Below are 18,377 nucleotides of genomic sequence, written 5' to 3'. Positions count from 1 at the left end.
GAGTTCGCAATGACGATCCAGGGCTACATGGCCGCCAGCCTCGACGGCTACATCGCCGACAGGGACGGCGGCATCGGCTGGCTGGCGCCTTTCGACGAGGTCGATGCCGGCTATGCCGGTTTCATCGCCGGGATCGACACGGTGGTGATGGGCCGGACGACCTACGACCAGGTCCTGCTCATGGGGCGGGAGAGCGGCGCGGGCTGGTTCTATGAGGGCAAGCGCGCCCTCATCCTCACCTCGCGCCCGCTCGGGGACGCGCCCGCCGGCGTCTCGGCCTGGACGGACGACGTGCCGCGACTGATCGCGCATCTGCGCGCGCGGGAGGGGAACAGCTGGATCGTGGGCGGCGCCGCGCTGCAGGCGGCCTTCATCGAAGCCGGCGCGCTCGACCGGCTCGATCTCTTCATCATTCCGGTTCTGCTGGGCGATGGCGTTCCCCTGTTCCCGAAGAGCGATCGGCCGCCGCGCAGCCTCGCGCTGGAGAGCAGCGCCGCTCTCGGAAAGGGCATGGTGCATCTGGCGTACCGGCCCGGCTGAAATCCGCGCCGTCCCGTCACCCCGTGAACGGCACGATCTGCTTCTCGAAGATCTGCACGCCGAAGCCGGGCTTGCTGATGCACTGATATTGCCGCGCGATCTCGTCCACCAGCGCGGCGCGGGCGGCGTTGGTCCCGGAGATGTGCTTGTCGATCCACTCGTCCGGCACAGTGAGGGCCATGCCCGGCGCCATCCGGCACAGGATCAGTCTGAGTTCGTCACCGTTCAAGCGGACCTCCTCGCGTCGCGGCTCATCCGCTCATCCCCTATAGGGCGGCGGGGACGGCGCGTTCAAGCCGGCGCGAAGCCTTTCCGCACCGAGCCCTCCACCGTCTCCACCGGCACGCCGTCGAGCGGGCAGACCAGCACGCGGCGGGGATCGACCGGGCCGGGCAGGCTCACCCTGCCGGGGGCGACGCGCTGGAAGCCCATGCGCCCGTAATAGGGCTCGTCGCCCACCAGCATGACGAGGCGCGCGGCGTCGGGCGCGGATTCGGTCCGCGCCGCCTCGAGCGAGCGCTCCACCAGCCGCCGGCCGATGCCGTGCGAGCGGAAGGGCGGCTCCACCGTGAGCGGGCCGAGCAGCAGCGCCTTCGCCTCGCCGATGACGATCGGGGTCAGGCGCACCGAGCCCACCAGCATGGTGCCGATATAGGCGGTGAAGGACAGGTCGCGCCGGTGCGGGTTGCCCTCGCGCAGCCGGTAGGCGGTGCGCGCGAAGCGGCCGGGCCCGAAGGTGCGGGCCACCAGCCGCTCGATCGCGGCATCGTCGGCGGGGTTCTCGGGCAGGATGGTGATGGACAACTCGGTCATCGGGGCTCTCGGGCGCTCAGGGCTCGGCACGTCGCCGCGCCGAGCGGGCGCGTCACGGCCGCCGGCGGGCAGAGGAGAAAAGGCGCGCGCGCACGACGGCGCGGCGGCTGCGCGCGTCTCGTCGTCGCTGGGCGGGCGTCCGGAGCATGGGTCCATCCTCTGAGGGCTGGCCCGGATAGCACAGCGCGGCGGGCAGGTCGAGGGATTCGCCGCGCCGATTGCCGCCGGCAGTGTCATCCACTATAGGAGACACATGGATCATATAGTCGACGACACCGGCCTTCGGCTCGCGCGGCGCCTGCGCGTGGAGCGCGACGCACGCGGCTGGTCGCTCGCCGACCTCGCCGCACGCTCGGGCGTGTCCAAGGCGATGATCAGCAAGATCGAGCGCGGCACGGCGAGCCCGACCGCCGTGGTGCTGGTGCGTCTCGCCGGGGCGTTCGACCTCACGCTGGCCGGGCTGCTGCTGCGCGCCGAGGGCGGCGAGCGGCTGGTGCGGGCCGCCGAGCAGCCGGTCTGGACCGACCCGGAGACCGGCTATGTGCGCCGCCAGATCTTCGCGCGGCCGGACCATCCGGTGGAGCTGGTGGAGGTGGAGCTGCCGCCGCGCCGGCGCGTCGCCCTGCCCGCCTCCTCCTTCGCCCATCTCCGCCAGCTCGTGCAGGTCCGCGCCGGAACGCTGACGCTCCACGAGGGCGGCGCGGTCCACCGGCTGGAGCCGGGCGACTGCCTCGGCTTCGGCCCGCCGGGCGACACCGTCTTCGCCAACGAGACCGGCGCGCCCTGCCGCTATCTCGTCGCCCTCTCCCGCATCTGACCGGCGGCGCCCATGATCGACCTTCGCATCCGCCCCCTCGGCCCCGACCTGGCAAGCATCGACGCGCTCGCCGGGCTGCTGGTCGAGACCGTGGCGGCGGGCGGCTCGGTGAGCTTCATGCACCCGCTCGACACGGACCGGGCTCGCAGCTTCTGCGCCGGCGCGCTGGAGGCCGCCGCGCGCGGCGAGCGGATCGTGCTCGGCGCCTTCGTTCATGGCTCCGACGGCGAAGGGCTCGCCGGCACCGTCACGCTCCAGCTCGCCTTGCCGGAGAACCAGCCGCACCGCGCCGAGATCGCCAAGATGATGACGCGGCCGGCCCATCGCGGGCGCGGCATCGCCAGCGCCCTGCTCGCCGAGGCCGAACGCCTCGCCGCCGCGCACGGGCGCACCCTGCTGGTGCTGGACACGGCGAAGGATGGCGGCGCGGCAGGCCTCTACGAGAAGCACGGCTTCGTGCGGGCCGGCGAGATCCCCGATTTCGCGCTGAAGCCGCATGGCGGGCTCACCGCCACGCTGCTCTACTGGAAACGTCTTGTGCACACTTCTTGACATAACGGGTGCAGAACTGGCCTTTGCTGGGCCCGTTTCAATATTCCGTTAATCTACCCGCGCCGACTGTACATTCTCCACTTTGATTCAACAGTCGCCGATTGATTCATGTCAAGGAAGGTGCCGGCGGCGTTGGTCTTAATTCGCTTTCGGCTTCAATCGGCGAGAGCTTATGCCACGTTCCCTCGCGCGCTGGATCGCGCTGTTCAATATTGACGAGGCGACGACGGCGACGCTGCGCGCGATGGCCCCGCTCATCAAGGCCCATGGCGACGAGGTGATCGGCGCCGCCCTCTCGCCCCTCACCGCGCCGGGCCGCGCCCCGCTCGCCTTCGCCGAGCCGGCCTCGATCGAGCGGGCGCGCGAGGCGATGCGCCGGCACTGGCTCGACTATGTCTTCGCCGGCCGCTTCGACGGCGAATATCTCGCCGCTGCGCGCGCGCTCGGCACGGTGCATTTCCGGCTCGGCATCGACCCGCTGCAGTTCTCGGCGACCTACAGCCTGCTGGTGAGCGGCATCGTCGATCTCGTCTGCCGGAACTTCGCCGGCGACGTACAAAGGCAGTCTTTGAACATCGCGGCGATCAACCGCGTCGCCTTCCTCGATCTCGGCCTCGCCTCGGCGGTCTATTACGACGCCTGCCTGGGCGAGATCGACGATCTGACCTACGAGCTCAACATGAGCCTCGCCCGGGTCGGCGAGTACCGCGATTACGAGGGCGGCCACCACCTCATCCGCGTCAGCCGCATGTGCCATGCGCTCGCCCTCGCCGCCGGTCAGAGCCCCGCTTGGGCCAACGCGCTGCAGATGGCGAGCCCGCTGCACGACATCGGCAAGATCGGCGTGCCGGACGACATCCTGCTCAAGCCGGCGCCGCTGACCGAGGCCGAGCGCATGGTGATGCAGCGTCACACCGAGATCGGTGCCGAGATCATTCCCGACCATCCCTCGCCGGTGATCCACATGGCCCGCCTGGTGGCGCTGCGCCACCACGAGCGGTGGGACGGGCGCGGCTATCCCGGCGGGCTCCGCGGCGAGGATATCCCGCTGGAAGCGCGCATCGTCGCCATATGCGACGTCTACGACGCCCTGCTCGCGAGCCGCCCCTACAAGAAGGCGTGGAGCCGCAAATCGGCGCGCGACTACATCGCCGCCAACCGGGGCATCATGTTCGACCCGCGCCTCGTCGACGTGTTCCTGCTGATCCAGCCGAGCATGGAGCGGATACAGGACGCCTTCGCCGATCCCGAGAGCGAGATCTCGCCGGCGACCGTGCCCGACATGCTGCGGGCCATGCGCAGCGAGTTCCGCCCGCTGCGCGAGCCGCCCCGCGTCGCGCTCCCCGCGCGGGAGATGCGCGCGCCCTGAACGCGCGGCCGCCAGCCCGGGCCACGCGCATGAGCGTGCATTTTCGCCCTGAATTCAAGATCTTGCGCAAAAGAACGGACCCGGCCCGCTTCGATCCGGCCCGTTTGTGCTCTAGCATGGCGGCAAAGGAGAACCGCCATGGGACTGCTCGTCGAGGGCAAATGGGTTGACCAGTGGTACGACACCAAGAGCACGGGCGGGCGCTTCGTGCGCACCGTCACCCGCTTCCGCGACTGGGTGACGGCGGACGGCGCGCCGGGGCCTTCCGGCGGCGGCGGCTTCCGCGCCGAGGCGGGGCGCTACCACCTCTACGTCTCCTATGCCTGCCCCTGGGCGCATCGCACGCTGATCTTCCGGGCACTGAAGAAGCTGGAGCCGGTCATCCCGGTCTCGGTGGTCGACCCGTTCATGGGGTCGGAGGGCTGGGTGTTCGCCGACCACGCCACGACGCCCACCGAAGGCGCGACGACGGACGGCGTGCTCGGCAAGCAGCGGCTCTATGAGGTCTACCTCGCCGCCGACCCCGCCTATTCCGGCCGCGTCACCGTGCCGGTGCTTTGGGACCGCGAGCGGGAGACCATCGTCAACAACGAGTCAGCGGAGATCATCCGCATGCTCAACGACGCCTTCACGGCCTTCACCGACGACGAGCACGACTACTATCCCGCGCCGCTGCGCGAGGAGATCGACGCCCTCAACGCGCGGGTCTACGACGCGGTCAACAACGGCGTCTACAAGGCCGGCTTCGCCACCACGCAGGAGGCCTATGAGGAGGCGGTGCGCGCGCTGTTCGCCATGCTCGACGAGTTGGAGGGGCGGCTCGAAGGGCGCCCCTGGCTGTTGGGCGAGGCGCTCACCGAGGCCGACATCCGCCTCTTCACCACGCTGATCCGCTTCGACCCGGTCTATGTCGGCCACTTCAAGTGCAACATCCGGCAGATCCGGGAGTACCCGAACCTCCGGCGTTTCGTGCGCGCGCTCTACGCGCTGCCGGGCGTGGCGGACACGGTGAACATGACGCACATCAAGCGGCACTACTACCAGAGCCACAAGACCATCAACCCGACCGGCATCGTGCCCGTCGGGCCGGAGAGCTGGTGGAGCTGACGCACTGACGGGCCCGCTCGGGTCCGGCCATAACGAGGCGCGCTTCATTCGGGCACGCAGTGCCGGCGGATCGGGAAGATTGTCGAGGCCATGCGCAGCAAAGCGTTCCGTTACCCTAGCCGGCCACCCGGCGCCGCGCGGCTGCGCGCCCTCGCCTGCGCGGCGGCCTCGTTCGTCGCCCTGCCGGCCCTCGCCGACCCCGCCGGCACGCCCGCATCCGACTGGCTGACCCGCAATACGCTCACCGGCGACTGGGGCGGCACCCGCACCGCGCTCGCCGACAAGGGCGTCACCGTCACCTCGAACTGGATCGTCGACGCGCTCGGCAATGCCAGCGGCGGCATCCGCCAGGGCGCGGCGATGGACGGGCAGTACGAGCTGGAGGTCGCCCTCGACCTCGACAAGCTCGCCGGCTGGAAGGGCGCCAGCGTCGTCGCCAGCCTCTACTGGCTGCAGGGCTCCAACCTGTCGGACGATGTCGGCAACCTGCTCACCCTCACCAACATCGCGGGCGATGCCGGCGCGCGGCTCGGCGAGCTCTATCTCGAGAACCATTTCGCCGATGATCGGCTCACCACTCGTATCGGCCAGATCGCGATCGACGAGGAATTCGCCGTCAGCGACACGGCGGGCCTGTTCGTCAACTCGGCCTTCGGCTGGCCGGGCATCTATGGCGTCGACCTGCCCGGCGGCGGGCCGGCCGATCCGCTGCCCACGCCGGGCGCCTGGGTGAGGTGGGCGCCGGACGACGCCTTCTCCGTGCAGGCCGCCGCCTTCAACGGCAACCCGCTGGGCGGTGCCGGCGGCAATGCGGACGGGCTCGACTTCCCGCTCGACGACGGTGTCCTCGCCATCGTCGAGGCGAGCTATGTCCACAAGGGCGCGAACGGGCTCACCGGCACCTTCCGCCTCGGCGCCTGGTACAATTCCGAGACGTTCGACGATCTCTCGGTCGCCGCCAACGGGCTCTCGCTGGCCGATCCGGGGGCGAACGGCCCCTTGGCGCATCAGGGCGACTATTCGCTCTACGCCATTGCCGACCAGCAGCTCTGGACCTCGTCGACGGCGAGCCTGTCCGGCTTCGTGCGCGTCGCCTGGGCGCCGGAGGACCGCAACGAGGTCAGCTTCTACGTCGACACCGGCCTCGCGCTGACGGGCCCCCTGCCCGGCCGGCCCAACGACGTCGCCGGCATCGGCCTCGCCTATGCGAAGATCAGTCCCGCCCTCGCCCGGCTCGACCGCACGAGCAATGCGCTGAGCGGCATGGACGGCCCGGTGCAGGACTACGAGGCGGTACTGGAGATCGACTACCAGGCTGCCATGACGCCCTGGCTCAGCGTGCAGCCCTTCTTCCAGTACGTCTTCCACCCCGGCGGCAACGTACCGGACCCGGACGGCAGCAACCCGACCCAGGCGCTGAGGGACGCGGCGGTGTTCGGGGTGCGGAGCACGGTGACGTTTTGAAGGGGACGGGCGATCACCTCGCCGCGTTGCGGCGTCGAGGGGGCTGATCGGGCGCGGGCGAATTCACCCCGCCAGAGCCACCGGCTCCTCGGCGGCGGTGATCTCGGCCTCGGTGCGCTTGCGGAAGCGGACCATCGTGTACATGCCGAGCGCCACGTCGCGCTTGATCGGCATGTCGACCGTGTCGTTGCGCAGCGCCCAGTCGCGCAGACGGGCGAACTGGAATTCCGGGCGCCAGCCGAGCTTGCGCGCCCGGCGCGCGAACCAGCGCTCGAAGGAGGCGCGCGGGCCGTCCTCGGCGCCGAGATGGTTCACCAGGATGATCTCGCCGCCCGGGCGCAGCACGCGGGCCATCTCGTCCAGCGTCTCCTCGGGGTGCGGCACCACGGTGATGACGAACTGGGCGATGACGACGTCGAAGCTGGCATCGGCGAAGCCCATATGGGCGCCGTCCATCAGGCACAGGCCCTCGACATGGGTCAGCCGCTCCCGCGCCACCCGCTCGCGGGCCTTCTGCAGCATGGGCTCGGAGATGTCGACGCCGACCAGGCGATTGGTGCGGCGGTAGGCCGGCAGGGCGAAGCCGGTGCCGACGCCGAATTCGAGGATCCGCCCGCCGATGCTCTCCGCAACCTTCATCGCCGCCTTGCGGCCGGGTTCGAACACGGCGCCGAACACGACGTCGTAGATCGGCGCCCAGCGGGCATAGGCCTCCTCGACGGTGTTGCGGTCGAGATCGGTCGTCATGTCGTCCCCCAGCTTCTCGCCGCAGCGCGGCACACCAGCCATTCCTCGCCGCGTGGCGCGCGGCCCGCCCCGACCGGCCGACTCACGCCGATCGTGCCATCATCCCGGCTTCACGTGTCAGCGCGGTGAAGCCCTTCTGCGCGCGGCGGATAACGCCGCCGCCGAGCAGCCGCGCGCCTGCGCCGCCGTCGGCGTAGAAAACGCAGGCCTGGCCCGGGGCCACGCCCTCCTCGGCGACGTCGAGCAGCACGTCGATCCCGCCATCGGCGCCGCGGGCGAGCGCCCCCGGCACCGGCGCGCGCGCCGAGCGCACCTTGACGTACACCGCGCGGCCGCTCGCGGCCGCCTCGTCCAACGTCTCGTCGCCCAGCCAGTTCACTTCGTCGATGCGGATCGCCGCCACGCCCAGCGCATCGCGCGGGCCGACCACGACGCGGCGGCGGCCGGCATCGATGCCGACCACGTAGAGCGGCTCCGAGGCGGCAATGCCCAGTCCCTTGCGCTGGCCGATCGTGTAGCGCATCACCCCCGCGTGCCGGCCCAGCACCCGGCCGTCGAGATGGACGATATCGCCCGGCTCGGCGGCCTCGGGGCGCAGCTTCTCGACGATGGCGGTGTAGTGCCCGTTGGGCACGAAGCAGATGTCCTGGCTGTCCGGCTTGTCGGCGACCTTCAGCCCGGCCGCCTCGGCCAGCGCGCGCACCTCCGGCTTGGTGGTCTCGCCGAGCGGGAAGCGCAGCATCCCGATCTGCTCGGCCGTGGTGGCATAGAGGAAGTAGCTCTGGTCCCGGCTCTCGTCGAGCGGGCGGAACAGGGCGCGCCGCCCGTCCGGCAGCGCCCGGCTGGTGACGTAGTGGCCGGTGGCGAGAATGTCGGCGCCGAGGTCGCGCGCGGTCTCGAGGAGGTCGCGGAACTTCACCGTGCGATTGCAGTCGACGCAGGGAATGGGGGTCTCCCCGGCCGCATAGGCGTCGGCGAAGCGCTCGATCACCGCGTGGCGGAAGCGGCTCTCATAGTCGAGCACGTAATGGGGGATGCCGAGCTTCTCGGCCACCGTGCGGGCATCATAGATGTCCTGGCCGGCGCAGCAGGCGCCGGGCCGGTGATGCATCGCCTCGCCATGGTCGTAGAGCTGGAGGGTGACGCCGACGACGTCGTAACCCGCCTGCGCGTAGAGCGCCGCCACCACCGAGGAATCGACGCCGCCCGACATCGCCACGACCACGCGGGTCTGGCTCGGGAGGCGGGAGGTATCGTCGAGGCGGATCATGGATGCGGGACGGGTGCTCAGGGACGCTCCTTCTATATAGGACACCGTGGCCTTTCTATGAACCCTGCCGGCGCATCCGCCCGCCGCCGTGGTCCCGACGCCACGCCGGGAAAGTAAACAAAGTCCTTCGCAAATATTAACGAAGCGGAAACCAGCTCATCTTCACCGGACCGTGATTCGCTTAGGGAAATATTTAAAGCTCAGGCGCTACCATCCTGCCATTGATCGTGGGTATTCAGTGAGCGTACCATGACCGACGCCTATCGCCCGAGGGTGAAATATGTAATCGGGCCGGACGGAAGTCCGCTGACCATTGCCGACTTGCCCCCGCCAAACACCCGGCGGTGGGTTATCCGCCGCAAGGCGGAAGTCGTCGCCGCCGTTCGTGGCGGGCTCCTCAGTCTCGAGGAAGCCTGCAAGCGCTATACTTTGACCACCGAGGAATTTCTTTCCTGGCAGGCCTCGATCGACCGCCACGGACTCGCAGGGCTGCGCACCACGCGCATCCAGCAGTACCGGCAGTAGATCGCAACGCCATCCCGTCGGATCGCAATCATGGCCGGGCCCCGCCCGGCCATGACGCTTTTCGGCCTCCGCGTCACAGTCCGCGCAGGAACGCGGCCAGCCTCTCGCCGGCCGCATCGACCGCGTCGACGTTGAGGATGCGCAGGTCCGGGGTCTGGTCGAGCGCCGGCTCGCGACGCAGGCGCTCCAGCACCGCCTCGTGCGCCTCGCGCCCGCGCGCAGCGAGCCGCGCCGCCAGCACCTCCAGCGGCGCCGTCACATGCACCACCCGCACCCGGGCGAAACGGGCCCGCGCCCTGCCGAGCACGGCGCGCGAGCCGTTGGCGACGACGATGCGCCCGGCGACGATCTCGCCGGTGATCTCCGGGCCGAGCGCGTAGCTCAGCCCGTTGGCCTGCCAGTAGAGCGGGAAGTCGCCCATCGCCACGCCATGGGCGAAGGCGCGCTCGTCGAGCGCGATGTGGTTCTCGGTCGCGTCCGCCGGCCGGGTGATGCGCCGGCGCGCGAAGCTGATGTCGGCGCGCCCGGCGAGGCGCTCACGGGCATAGGCGATCAGCGTGTCCTTGCCGGCACCCGAGGGGCCGACCACGAGCACGAGCTGGCCCGGCCCCAGCCGGCCCTCGCCGGAAAGGTCGGAACTCTCCACCGCCACTCCGCTCACGCGATCCGCTCCCCCTCGCGCCACACCATGCGCGCCACCGGCGCCGGGCCAGCATCGGCGACCCGCAGGAAATCCGCCCGCCGGCCCGGTGCGAGCCGGCCGCGATCGGCGAGCCCGGCCGCGTCGGCGGGATTCGCGCTCACCATCGCCACCGCCTCGGGCAGGGAGATGGCGGGCGCCATGCGCGGCAGGGCGAAGGCGGCCAGCAGCAGGCTGCCGGGCACGTAATCGGAGGAGAGGATGTCGAGCACGCCGGCGCGGGCGAGATCGCCAGCGGCGACGTTGCCGGTGTGCGAGCCGCCGCGCACCACGTTCGGCGCGCCCATCAGCACCCGGATGCCGGCGCCGTGCGAGCCGGCGGCAGCGCCCGTGGTGGTCGGGAACTCGGCGATCGCCACCCCGTCCTCGATCGCCTCGGCGACATGGGCGTCGGTGGCGTCGTCATGGCTCGCCAGCACGATGCCACGCGCGCGGGCGAGCGCGACGAGGCGCGCCCGGTTGGGGCGGGCATGGTTGGCGTGGGCGTTCAGCCGGTCGGCGACGATGACGTCCATCTCGGCATCTGTCATGCCGGACTTCTTCTTGTAGTAGGAGCGGAACTTCTCCTCGGTCAGGAACTGGCGCTGGCCGGGCGTGTGGTCCATGAGCGAGACGAGGCGCACGTCGATGGTCTCCATCAGCGCCTGCGCATCCTCCACCACGCCGTCGGCCGCCACCTCGCAGCGCAGGTGAACGTGGTGCTCGGCGCGCATCAGCCCCGAGCGCGACGCCTGCGCGATCGTCTCGGCGAGCAGCGGCGCGTCGCCGTCCATGCCGACCGCCCGCTTGTCGGGCCAGACCCTGAGCGAGTCGAACACGGTGGTGATGCCCGAGGCGGCGATCTGCGCGTCATAGGCGGTCACCGCCGCGAAGGCGTTCCACTGCACATGCGGGCGCGGGTAGAGATGGCCCTCGACATGGTCGGTGTGCAGCTCGACGAGGCCGGGCAGCAGGTAGTCGCCCGCCATGTCGAGCGCCGAGCGCGGCGCCGAGCCCTCGCCGATCTCGGCGATCCGCCCGTCGCGCACCACCAGATGGCCCTGCCGGACCTCGTCGGGCAGCACCAGCCGGGCATTGGCGTAGACCGTCTCGTTCATCGCATCCTCACGCCGCTTTCGCGAATTCCGTCACGTCGATCACCCGGTCGCACACCGCCTCGCGCACCTGCGCATCGTGGAAGATGCCAAGGATGGCGACGCCCGCGCGCTTCTTCTCGCCGATCAGTTCCACCACGACGCGGCTGTTGGCGGCGTCGAGCGAGGCGGTCGGCTCGTCCATCAGCAGGAGCGGGCGATGGGCGATGAGCCCGCGGGCGATGTTCACCCGCTGCTGCTCGCCGCCGGAGAAGGTGGCGGGCGGCAGCGGCCACAGCCGCTCGGGCAGGTTCAGCCGCGCGAGCAGCGCGCCGGCCCGCTCCAGAGCCTGTTCGCGCGCGACGCCGTCGCCGACCAGCGGCTCGGCCACCACCTCGAGCGTCGAGACGCGCGGGATCACCCGCAGGAACTGGCTGACATAGCCCATGGTGGAGGCGCGCAGGCGCATAAGCCGGCGCGGATCGGCGCTCGCCACGTCCACGAAGTCGCCATCCTCCCGAACCCGGATCGTGCCGGAATCGATGCGGTAATTGCCATAGACCATCTTCAAGAGCGAGCTCTTGCCCGCGCCGGAAGGCCCGCCCAGCGCCACGCATTCGCCCGGGCGCAGCTCGAAGGCGGCGCCCGAGACCACCGGCAGCCGCGCCCCGCCGCGCAGGTGCAGCAGGAAGGTCTTGGCGACGCCGTCGACGGAAAGGATGGGTTCGCTCGTCATCGCCTCACGCCGCCAGAACCGAGGACACAAGGAGCTGCGTATAGGGCTCGCGCGGGTCGTCGAGCACCTGGTCGGTGAGCCCGGTCTCGATCACCCGCCCGTGCCGCATCACCACCATGCGGTGCGAGAGCAGCCGCGCCACGGCAAGGTCGTGGGTGACGATCACCACCGCCAGCCCGAGCTCGGCGACGAGCGAGCGGATCAGGTCCAGCAGGCGCGCCTGCACCGAGACGTCGAGCCCGCCGGTCGGCTCGTCCATGAAGACGAGGCGCGGCCGGGTGACGAGGTTGCGGGCGATCTGCAGGCGCTGGCGCATGCCGCCGGAGAAGGCGCGCGGGTCGTCGTCGATGCGGTCGGCGGCGATCTCGACCCGGCCGAGCCAGTCGGCCGCCTCGGCGCGGATCCTGGCATAGTTGCGCCAGCCCACCGCCATCAGCCGCTCGCCGACATTGCCGCCGGCGGAGACCGTCATGCGCAGGCCGTCCGCCGCGTTCTGGCGCACGAAGCCCCAGTCGGTGCGCATCAACAGCCGCTTTTCCGCCGCGCCGAGGCCGGCGAGGTCGGCGAGCCGCCCGTCGCGCAGCCGGTAGCGCACGCGCCCCGCATCCGGCGCCAGCTCGGTGGAGAGCAGGCCGAGCAGCGTCGACTTGCCCGAGCCGCTCTCGCCCACCACCGCCAGCACCTCGCCGGGGAAGATCTCGAGCGAGACGTCGCGGCAGCCGATGCGCACGCCATAATCCTTCGACAGCCCCTCGGCGACGAGGAGCGGGAGGTCAGCCACACTCACGCTCATGCCGCGTCCTCCTGCGCATCGCGCGCCGGCGGGGACATCTCGCCGCGATGGCCCTCCTCCTGCCGGGTGGTGCAGTAGTCGGTGTCCGAGCACACGAACATGCGCCCGCCGCGATCGTCGAGGATCACCTCGTCGAGATAGACCCCCGTCGCGCCGCACAGCGCGCAGGGCCTGGCGAAGCGCTGCACCCGGAACGGATGGTCCTCGAAGTCGAGCGAGCGCACCTTAGTGTGGGGCGGGATGGCGTAGATGCGCTTCTCGCGCCCCGCGCCGAAGAGCTGCAGCGCCGGGCAGTCGTCCATCTTGGGATTGTCGAATTTCGGGATCGGCGAAGGGTCCATCACGTAGCGCCCCGCCACCTCCACCGGATAGGCATAGGTGGTGGCGATGTGGCCGTGCCGGGCGATGTCCTCGTAGAGCTTCACATGCATCAAGCCATATTCGCTCAGCGCGTGGAGCTGGCGGGTCTCGGTCTCGCGCGGCTCGAGGAAGCGCAGCGGCTCGGGGATCGGCACCTGATAGACGAGGATCTGGTCGTCCCGCAGCCTGGTCTCGGGAATGCGGTGCCGGGTCTGGATGATGCTGGCTTCGGTGGTCGAGGTGGTGGTCGCGACCTTGGCGGTCTTCTCGAAGAAGCCGCGGATCGCCACCGCGTTCGTCGTGTCGTCCGCGCCCTGGTCGATCACCTTCAGCACGTCGTCCGGGCCGAGCACGGCCGCCGTGACCTGCACGCCTCCCGTGCCCCAGCCATAGGGCATCGGCATCTCGCGGGCGGCGAAGGGCACCTGATAGCCGGGAATGGCGATCGCCTTCAGGATCGCGCGCCGGATCATGCGCTTGGTCTGCTCGTCGAGATAGGCGAAGTTGTAGGTGATGTCGGGCATGCTGCCGACCTGCGGGGCGCTCATTCGGCCGCCTCCTTGCGCTCGGTGGCGATTTCCGCCCGCATCCGCCGCACGAGGTCGAGCTCGGCCTGGAAGTCGACATAGTGCGGCAGCTTCAGGTGCTCGACGAAGCCGGTCGCCTGCACGTTGTCGCAGTGGGAGAGCACGAACTCCTCGTCCTGCGCCGGGGCGCCGGGCTCCTCGCCCAGTTCCTGCCAGCGCAGCGCCCGCTCGACCAGCGCCATCGACATGGCCTTGCGCTCGCACTGTCCGAAGACGAGGCCGTAGCCGCGCGTGAATTGCGGCGGCACCTGCGCCGAGCCCTTGAACTGGTTCACCATCTGGCACTCCGTCACCTCGACCTCGCCGATCGAGACCTCGAAGCCGAGCTCGGGAATGTCCAGCACCACCTCGACTTCGCCGAAGCGGATCTCGCCGACAAAGGGGTGCGAGCGGGCGTAGCCGCGCTGGGTCGAATAGCCGAGCGCCAGCAGATAGCCCTCGTCGCCGCGCGCCAGCGTCTGCAGCCGGGTCGCGCGGTCGACCGGGTAGCTCACCGGCGCGCGGGTGATATCGAACGGCTCCGCGCCGTCTTCCCGCGGCGAGGGCTCGATCAGCCCCTCGGCGCCGATCAGGTCGGTGACGCGCGGCATGGGCGGCGCCGGCTCGGCGGCGGGTGGCGGCTCGCCCTCCTCCGCGCCGCCGGCGTCGGCCTCGGCGAGCGAGGTGTCGAGCAGGCGGTGCGTATAGTCGAAGGTGGGGCCGAGAAGCTGGCCGCCCGGCAGGTCCTTGAAAGTGGCCGAGACCCGCCGGCGCACCAGCATCGCGCCGGTGTCGAGCGGCCGGGCGCTGCCGAAGCGCGGCAGGGTGGTGCGGAAGGCGCGAATGAGGAAGATCGCCTCGATCAGATCGCCGCGCGCCTGCTTGATCGCCAGCGCCGCCAGCGCCGTGTCGTAGAGCGAGCCTTCCGCCATCACACGGTCCACCGCGAGGGTGAGCTGGGCGGCGATCTGCTCCAGCGTGACCGCCGGCAGGGTGCGGTCGCCGCGCCGGCGCCGGGCCAGCAGCTCATGCGCGTTGCGGATCGCCTTCTCGCCGCCCTTGGCCGCGACATACATGGCGCTAGCCCTCCCTGACCGTGACCGAGCGCGGCAGGCCGGCGACATGGCCGGCGCCCGCCAGCAGCAGGTCGACCCCGCGCGGGAACAGCGCCCGGTTTGCCGCCATGCGCGCCGCGAAGCCCGGAGGCAGCGGCGCGGCGCCGAAACGGGCGCTGCCCTCGATGCCTGGTCCTTCGAGCGTGAAGGCGTCGTCGGCAAAGCGTTCGTCGGTAAAGCCCTCGACCTGCACGATCAGCGTCGCCGAGGCATCGGGAAATTCCGGCGTGCCCTGGGCGAACGCCTCGAAGCCCGGCATCTCGCGCGGATCGGCGATCAGCGCGAAGCGGGCCTCGCCCGGCTTGCCGACGAGCGGCGCGCCGGTGTGGAAGCGCAGGAACTCCGCGACCTCCGGCGCCGCCGCCAGCGGCGCGTCGAGCCAGAGCGGGGTCTCGTAGTCGCACAGCGCCAGCACCAGCGCGGCCGCCTCCGGGGCGAGCGGTGCGGGCGGGGCGAGCGCGACATCCAGCGGGCACGGCGTGCCCGGCCGCGCCAGCGCCCACATCGCGGCGCGGAAGCTCGCCTGCGCGTCGAACACCGGATCGCGGAAGCCGAGGGCGAGAGCGGCCGGCATGTCAGTCCTCCCCGCGCACGAGAGTGAAGAAGTCGACCTTGGTGGCGGCCGTCTCGGCCTCCACGCCGGCGCGGCGGGCGGCGAGCCGGGCGCGCACCGGGGCCAGTGCCGCCTCCACCGCCGGACGGCGGCCCTCGTCCTGCCAGAGCGCATCGACGATGGCGGCCCGGCGCGCGGCCTGCGCGTCGCGCCCGAGCCGGTAGGCGAAGCCGGTAGCGCCGCCCTCGAGGCGGATCGCCGCCCGGGCGAGGCTCGCCTCACCGAGATTGAAGGGCGCGCCGTCGCCCCCGGTGCGCCCGCGCAGCATCACCAGCCCGACCTCGGGACTGCGCAGGTCGGTCGCCGCCGGCACCGGTGCGAGCATGGCGAGAACCGCGTCGAGCTCGTCCGGCTCGGCGCGGGCGAGCAGCCCCATGGCGCTCTTGCGCGCAGCACGAGACGCGCTGGCATCGCTGGGTTTCGGCTCGGGAGAGGTCATCGGCATCCGGAACGCGCTGGGAGAGAGGCGTTTACTTGTCGGCCTATTTGTATAATGATCTATACAAACAGGCAAGGCCGATCGAACCGGATGAGCCCAGAATGAGCGCCAGCGACGACGTGCCGATGACGCCCCCTCTCGATGCGGGCCTGCCCTCTACCGATCCGCTCGACGACGTCGCGCGCGGCACCGGCGTCGCGCTGTGGAAGCAGATCGTCGAGCGCATCGAGGCCGACATCGCCGATGGCCGGCTCGCGCCGGGCGTGCGGCTGCCACCCGAGATGGAGCTGGCCGAGCGTTTCGGCGTGAACCGCCACACGCTGCGCCGCGCGCTCGCCATGCTCACCGAGCAGGGGCTGATCGAGGCGACGCCGGGCCGCGGCACCTTCATCAAGGAGCCGCCGCTGCGCTACCCGATCGCCGCGCGCACCCGCTTCTCCGAGATCGTCTCGCGCGAGGGGCGCGCGCCGGGCGGCAAGCTGGTCGGCTCGCGCGTCGAGGTGGCGACGCCCGAGATCGCCGAGGCGCTGCGCCTGCCCCCGGGTGCGGAGGTGCTGCGTGTCGACATGGTGCGCGAGGCGGACGGCGTGCCGCTCACCGTCGGCAGCCACTGGTACGACGCCGAGCGCTGCCGCGACCTCGATCTCGTGGTGGCCGCCACCGGCTCGGTGACGCGCGCTCTGGAGACGCTCGGCCTCGGCGACTACCGACGGCTCGAGACCCGCGTCACCGCCCGCCCCGCCGACGAGGAGGAGCGCCGCCTGCTCAGCCTGCCGGCCGGGCGCACGGTGCTGGTGGTCGATTCGATCAACGGCGATGCGCAGCGCCGCCCGATCCAGTATTCACGGGCACGCTTCGCCGCCGATCGGGTCCAGCTGGTGGTGAAGAACTGAAGGGGGTCCCATGGCGCGCATCACCAGCCTCGACGAGCTTCGCACCCGCTATGCCGCGCCGCGCGAGCGCAGCCGGCTGAAAGTCCTGCCCGCGCTCGACGCGCATTGCCGCCACTTCGTCGGCCTGTCGCCACTGGTGATGATGGCGAGCTTCGGCGCCGACGGGCGGGCCGACGTCACCCCGCGTGGCGACGCGCCGGGCTTCGTCGCGGTCGAGGACCCGCACACGCTGCTGATCCCCGACCGGCCCGGCAACAACCGGCTCGACACGCTCACCAACCTGCTCGCCAACCCCTCGCTCGGCCTGCTGTTCCTGGTGCCGGGCGTCGACGAGACGCTGCGCGTCAACGGCACCGCCGAGATCCATGACGACGACGCCCTCGCCGCCCGGTTCGAGGTCGAGGGCCGGCGCCCGGCGACGGTGCTGCGCGTCACGGTCGAGGAAGCCTATCTGCACTGCGCCAAGGCGTTCATGCGCTCGCACGCCTGGGACCCGGCGCATTTCACGGCGCGCGCGGAGCTCCCCAGCATGGGCGAGATGCTGCGCGACCAGCTCGGCCTCGCCGCCGCGGAGACGCAGGCGGAAATGCTCGCGCGCTACCGCGAGACGCTCTACTGAGCCTCGCGCCACAGCACCTGCGGGCCGATCTCCTCCAGCCGCGCGCAGCCGGTGAGTACCATCGCGATCTCCAGCTCGCAGCGCAGCAGATGCAACACATGGGCGACGCCCGCCGGCCCGGCGACCGCGAGCCCGTAGAGGCAGGGCCGCCCCACCAGCACCGCCGAGGCGCCGAGCGCCAGCGCCTTCAGCACGTCGGTGCCGCGCCGGATTCCCCCGTCGAGCAGCACCGGCACCCGGCCCGCCACCGCCCGCGCGACGGAGGGCAGCACATCGAGGCTCGCCGGCACGGTGTCGAGCACCCGCCCGCCATGGTTGGAGACGATGATCCCGTCCGCCCCAACTTCGATCGCCCGCACGGCATCCTGCGGGCTGACGATGCCCTTGAGCAGCACCGGCAGCCGAGTGAGCCCACGCAGCCGGGCGATGTCGTCCCAGCGCGCGGTGACGTCGAGAAAGCCGCGGAACATCAGGCTTTCGCCCAGCGGTGCATGGGCGACGTAATCCGTGTGCAGCCCGCGCAGATTCGCGTGCTCGGAAAGCTTGGGCGGCGTGTAGCCGGCGCGCTGCTCGCGGTTGCGCAGGCTGTGCACCGGCGCATCGACCGTGACCACCAGCGCGCCATAGCCCGCCGCCTCGGCCCGGCGCACCAGATCGGCGGTGAAACCGCGGTCGTGCTGGATGTAGAGCTGGAACCAGAGCGGCCCGCCGGCGCGCGCCACGATCTCCTCCAGCGTGAAGTCGGATTCGGTGCTCGCCACCATCCCCGCCTTCGCCCCGCCGGCGCCGATCACCGTGCCGAGCTCGCCCTCGGGCGCGGCAAGCGTGTGGTGCGCGGTCGGCGCGACCATTATGGGATGGGCGAAGGACTGGCCGAACAAAGTCAGCCCGGTGCCGCCGCCCGCGAAATCGGCGAGCACGCGCGGCACCAGCGCGTGCCGCTCGAACGCCTCGCGGTTCCAGCGCAGGCTTACCTCGTCCGCCACCCCGCCGGCGAAATAGGCCCACGCCTCGGGGCTCAGGCGCTCGCGGGCGAGGCGCTCATAATCCTCCAGCGCCACCGCGTCCTGCGGGATCTCGAAGCTTCTCGCCATACGCTCGCTTTCCCCCGGCCCGGCTCCCGCACGCTTCTTAGCGGCGGCGGACGGCGCGCGCAGCCCTCACCGTGCGCGAACCGCCCATTAACCGCCGCAGTGTTACCATCGTTTATGCGGATGACGCTTGACGCCGGCGCACGGGTGCCGGGATTCGGGCGCCGGATTCGGG

The 18,377-nt window shown here is 71.1% G+C and carries 22 protein-coding genes; 9 read left to right on the top strand and 13 right to left on the bottom strand.

The annotated features are described in order from the left end of the window. The first annotated feature begins 9 nt into the window (after positions 1-9). Positions 10-540 (top strand): dihydrofolate reductase family protein, encoded by a 531-nt coding sequence (locus NVS83_RS03455; RefSeq protein ID WP_258738082.1) that lies wholly within the window; start codon positions 10-12, stop codon positions 538-540. 16 nt (positions 541-556) lie between these two features. Here the strand turns inward: NVS83_RS03455 and NVS83_RS03450 are convergent, their stop codons facing one another. Beyond that, positions 557-769: a hypothetical protein gene (locus tag NVS83_RS03450; RefSeq protein WP_258738081.1), complete on the bottom strand. Its 213-nt coding sequence runs from the start codon at positions 767-769 to the stop codon at positions 557-559. Between the two features lie 62 nt (positions 770-831). Beyond that, the gene (locus NVS83_RS03445) at positions 832-1,353 is read right to left on the bottom strand and encodes a GNAT family N-acetyltransferase (protein ID WP_258738080.1); all 522 of its coding nucleotides are present in this window, start codon (positions 1,351-1,353) and stop codon (positions 832-834) included. Between the two features lie 253 nt (positions 1,354-1,606). Between NVS83_RS03445 and NVS83_RS03440 the strand changes: the two genes are divergently transcribed. The 5 genes from NVS83_RS03440 to NVS83_RS03420 all read left to right on the top strand — a co-directional run bounded on the left by NVS83_RS03440 (position 1,607) and on the right by NVS83_RS03420 (position 6,662). Beyond that, a complete protein-coding gene (locus NVS83_RS03440) occupies positions 1,607-2,170 on the top strand; it encodes a helix-turn-helix domain-containing protein (RefSeq protein ID WP_258738079.1) in 564 nt (187 codons plus the stop codon). 12 nt (positions 2,171-2,182) lie between these two features. Further along, positions 2,183-2,722, top strand: a complete 540-nt coding sequence (locus tag NVS83_RS03435) for a GNAT family N-acetyltransferase (RefSeq protein ID WP_258738078.1) — start codon at positions 2,183-2,185, stop codon at positions 2,720-2,722. A gap of 172 nt (positions 2,723-2,894) precedes the next feature. After that, on the top strand, positions 2,895-4,091 hold the full coding sequence (locus tag NVS83_RS03430; RefSeq protein ID WP_258738077.1) for an HD-GYP domain-containing protein: 1,197 nt from the start codon (positions 2,895-2,897) through the stop codon (positions 4,089-4,091). A 138-nt stretch (positions 4,092-4,229) separates the two neighbouring features. Continuing rightward, a complete protein-coding gene (locus tag NVS83_RS03425) occupies positions 4,230-5,198 on the top strand; it encodes a glutathione S-transferase family protein (RefSeq protein WP_258738076.1) in 969 nt (322 codons plus the stop codon). A gap of 90 nt (positions 5,199-5,288) precedes the next feature. Next, complete coding sequence (locus NVS83_RS03420) at positions 5,289-6,662, top strand: carbohydrate porin (RefSeq protein ID WP_258738075.1); 1,374 nt, start codon at positions 5,289-5,291, stop codon at positions 6,660-6,662. A 63-nt stretch (positions 6,663-6,725) separates the two neighbouring features. Here the strand turns inward: NVS83_RS03420 and NVS83_RS03415 are convergent, their stop codons facing one another. Both NVS83_RS03415 and mnmA read right to left on the bottom strand, forming a co-directional pair. Continuing rightward, positions 6,726-7,409 (bottom strand): class I SAM-dependent methyltransferase, encoded by a 684-nt coding sequence (locus tag NVS83_RS03415; RefSeq protein WP_258738477.1) that lies wholly within the window; start codon positions 7,407-7,409, stop codon positions 6,726-6,728. Positions 7,410-7,491: 82 nt separating this feature from the next. After that, complete coding sequence (gene mnmA, locus NVS83_RS03410; protein WP_258738074.1) at positions 7,492-8,679, bottom strand: tRNA 2-thiouridine(34) synthase MnmA; 1,188 nt, start codon at positions 8,677-8,679, stop codon at positions 7,492-7,494. 249 nt (positions 8,680-8,928) lie between these two features. On the opposite strand from mnmA, the gene sciP reads away from it, so the two are divergent. Next, positions 8,929-9,204 carry a CtrA inhibitor SciP gene (gene sciP, locus NVS83_RS03405; protein ID WP_258730811.1) on the top strand — a complete coding sequence of 92 codons (276 nt, stop codon included), beginning with the start codon at positions 8,929-8,931 and terminating at the stop codon, positions 9,202-9,204. A gap of 73 nt (positions 9,205-9,277) precedes the next feature. On the opposite strand, the gene phnN is transcribed toward sciP, so the two are convergent. From phnN to phnG, 8 genes are read right to left on the bottom strand one after another with little or no spacing between them, the layout of a single operon-like run. After that, positions 9,278-9,865, bottom strand: coding sequence for a phosphonate metabolism protein/1,5-bisphosphokinase (PRPP-forming) PhnN (gene phnN / locus NVS83_RS03400; protein WP_258738073.1), 588 nt, complete (start codon positions 9,863-9,865; stop codon positions 9,278-9,280). Further along, positions 9,862-11,001, bottom strand: coding sequence for an alpha-D-ribose 1-methylphosphonate 5-triphosphate diphosphatase (locus NVS83_RS03395; RefSeq protein ID WP_258738072.1), 1,140 nt, complete (start codon positions 10,999-11,001; stop codon positions 9,862-9,864). Before NVS83_RS03395 ends, phnN begins: the two co-directional genes overlap by 4 nt. Before the next feature lie 7 nt (positions 11,002-11,008). Continuing rightward, positions 11,009-11,713: a phosphonate C-P lyase system protein PhnL gene (gene phnL / locus NVS83_RS03390; RefSeq protein WP_258738071.1), complete on the bottom strand. Its 705-nt coding sequence runs from the start codon at positions 11,711-11,713 to the stop codon at positions 11,009-11,011. A 4-nt stretch (positions 11,714-11,717) separates the two neighbouring features. After that, positions 11,718-12,506 carry a phosphonate C-P lyase system protein PhnK gene (phnK, locus tag NVS83_RS03385; RefSeq protein WP_258738070.1) on the bottom strand — a complete coding sequence of 263 codons (789 nt, stop codon included), beginning with the start codon at positions 12,504-12,506 and terminating at the stop codon, positions 11,718-11,720. Further along, positions 12,503-13,414: an alpha-D-ribose 1-methylphosphonate 5-phosphate C-P-lyase PhnJ gene (locus NVS83_RS03380; RefSeq protein WP_374115009.1), complete on the bottom strand. Its 912-nt coding sequence runs from the start codon at positions 13,412-13,414 to the stop codon at positions 12,503-12,505. The genes phnK and NVS83_RS03380 overlap by 4 nt, the downstream gene beginning before the upstream one ends. Then, positions 13,411-14,508: a carbon-phosphorus lyase complex subunit gene (locus NVS83_RS03375; RefSeq protein WP_258738069.1), complete on the bottom strand. Its 1,098-nt coding sequence runs from the start codon at positions 14,506-14,508 to the stop codon at positions 13,411-13,413. The genes NVS83_RS03380 and NVS83_RS03375 overlap by 4 nt, the downstream gene beginning before the upstream one ends. 4 nt (positions 14,509-14,512) lie before the next feature. Then, on the bottom strand, positions 14,513-15,121 hold the full coding sequence (gene phnH, locus NVS83_RS03370) for a phosphonate C-P lyase system protein PhnH (protein ID WP_258738068.1): 609 nt from the start codon (positions 15,119-15,121) through the stop codon (positions 14,513-14,515). A gap of 1 nt (position 15,122) precedes the next feature. After that, positions 15,123-15,599: a phosphonate C-P lyase system protein PhnG gene (gene phnG / locus NVS83_RS03365; RefSeq protein ID WP_258738067.1), complete on the bottom strand. Its 477-nt coding sequence runs from the start codon at positions 15,597-15,599 to the stop codon at positions 15,123-15,125. A gap of 101 nt (positions 15,600-15,700) precedes the next feature. Here phnG and phnF point away from each other — a divergent pair, with 101 nt between their 5' ends. Together phnF and NVS83_RS03355 are read left to right on the top strand one after the other, a co-directional pair. Next, complete coding sequence (phnF, locus tag NVS83_RS03360) at positions 15,701-16,492, top strand: phosphonate metabolism transcriptional regulator PhnF (RefSeq protein WP_258738065.1); 792 nt, start codon at positions 15,701-15,703, stop codon at positions 16,490-16,492. A gap of 10 nt (positions 16,493-16,502) precedes the next feature. Next, a complete protein-coding gene (locus tag NVS83_RS03355; protein ID WP_258738063.1) occupies positions 16,503-17,111 on the top strand; it encodes a pyridoxamine 5'-phosphate oxidase family protein in 609 nt (202 codons plus the stop codon). Here NVS83_RS03355 and NVS83_RS03350 read toward each other — a convergent pair. Next, entirely contained in the window at positions 17,105-18,205 is a 1,101-nt protein-coding gene (locus NVS83_RS03350; RefSeq protein ID WP_258738062.1) for an alpha-hydroxy acid oxidase, read from the bottom strand. The genes NVS83_RS03355 and NVS83_RS03350 overlap by 7 nt on opposite strands. Between the last annotated feature and the right edge of the window lie 172 nt (positions 18,206-18,377).

Origin of the sequence: Ancylobacter mangrovi, from assembly GCF_024752335.1 — a bacterium.
In the GTDB taxonomy this organism is placed as follows: domain Bacteria; phylum Pseudomonadota; class Alphaproteobacteria; order Rhizobiales; family Xanthobacteraceae; genus Ancylobacter; species Ancylobacter mangrovi.
The sequence above is the reverse complement of the archived record's forward strand: the minus strand, read 5'-3'. Positions and strand labels throughout refer to the sequence as shown.

What these genes read in the sequence shown, in the direction of transcription:
- NVS83_RS03455 (WP_258738082.1), top strand. Translation starts at nt 10, where the DNA reads ATGACGATCCAGGGCTACATGGCCGCCAGCCTCGACGGCTACATCGCC.
- NVS83_RS03445 (WP_258738080.1), bottom strand. Translation starts at nt 1,353, where the DNA reads ATGACCGAGTTGTCCATCACCATCCTGCCCGAGAACCCCGCCGACGAT.
- NVS83_RS03440 (WP_258738079.1), top strand. Translation starts at nt 1,607, where the DNA reads ATGGATCATATAGTCGACGACACCGGCCTTCGGCTCGCGCGGCGCCTG.
- NVS83_RS03435 (WP_258738078.1), top strand. Translation starts at nt 2,183, where the DNA reads ATGATCGACCTTCGCATCCGCCCCCTCGGCCCCGACCTGGCAAGCATC.
- NVS83_RS03430 (WP_258738077.1), top strand. Translation starts at nt 2,895, where the DNA reads ATGCCACGTTCCCTCGCGCGCTGGATCGCGCTGTTCAATATTGACGAG.
- NVS83_RS03425 (WP_258738076.1), top strand. Translation starts at nt 4,230, where the DNA reads ATGGGACTGCTCGTCGAGGGCAAATGGGTTGACCAGTGGTACGACACC.
- NVS83_RS03420 (WP_258738075.1), top strand. Translation starts at nt 5,289, where the DNA reads ATGCGCAGCAAAGCGTTCCGTTACCCTAGCCGGCCACCCGGCGCCGCG.
- NVS83_RS03415 (WP_258738477.1), bottom strand. Translation starts at nt 7,409, where the DNA reads ATGACGACCGATCTCGACCGCAACACCGTCGAGGAGGCCTATGCCCGC.
- mnmA (WP_258738074.1), bottom strand. Translation starts at nt 8,679, where the DNA reads ATGATCCGCCTCGACGATACCTCCCGCCTCCCGAGCCAGACCCGCGTG.
- sciP (WP_258730811.1), top strand. Translation starts at nt 8,929, where the DNA reads ATGACCGACGCCTATCGCCCGAGGGTGAAATATGTAATCGGGCCGGAC.
- NVS83_RS03395 (WP_258738072.1), bottom strand. Translation starts at nt 11,001, where the DNA reads ATGAACGAGACGGTCTACGCCAATGCCCGGCTGGTGCTGCCCGACGAG.
- phnL (WP_258738071.1), bottom strand. Translation starts at nt 11,713, where the DNA reads ATGACGAGCGAACCCATCCTTTCCGTCGACGGCGTCGCCAAGACCTTC.
- phnK (WP_258738070.1), bottom strand. Translation starts at nt 12,506, where the DNA reads ATGAGCGTGAGTGTGGCTGACCTCCCGCTCCTCGTCGCCGAGGGGCTG.
- NVS83_RS03380 (WP_374115009.1), bottom strand. Translation starts at nt 13,414, where the DNA reads ATGAGCGCCCCGCAGGTCGGCAGCATGCCCGACATCACCTACAACTTC.
- NVS83_RS03375 (WP_258738069.1), bottom strand. Translation starts at nt 14,508, where the DNA reads ATGTATGTCGCGGCCAAGGGCGGCGAGAAGGCGATCCGCAACGCGCAT.
- phnH (WP_258738068.1), bottom strand. Translation starts at nt 15,121, where the DNA reads ATGCCGGCCGCTCTCGCCCTCGGCTTCCGCGATCCGGTGTTCGACGCG.
- phnG (WP_258738067.1), bottom strand. Translation starts at nt 15,599, where the DNA reads ATGACCTCTCCCGAGCCGAAACCCAGCGATGCCAGCGCGTCTCGTGCT.
- phnF (WP_258738065.1), top strand. Translation starts at nt 15,701, where the DNA reads ATGAGCGCCAGCGACGACGTGCCGATGACGCCCCCTCTCGATGCGGGC.
- NVS83_RS03355 (WP_258738063.1), top strand. Translation starts at nt 16,503, where the DNA reads ATGGCGCGCATCACCAGCCTCGACGAGCTTCGCACCCGCTATGCCGCG.
- NVS83_RS03350 (WP_258738062.1), bottom strand. Translation starts at nt 18,205, where the DNA reads ATGGCGAGAAGCTTCGAGATCCCGCAGGACGCGGTGGCGCTGGAGGAT.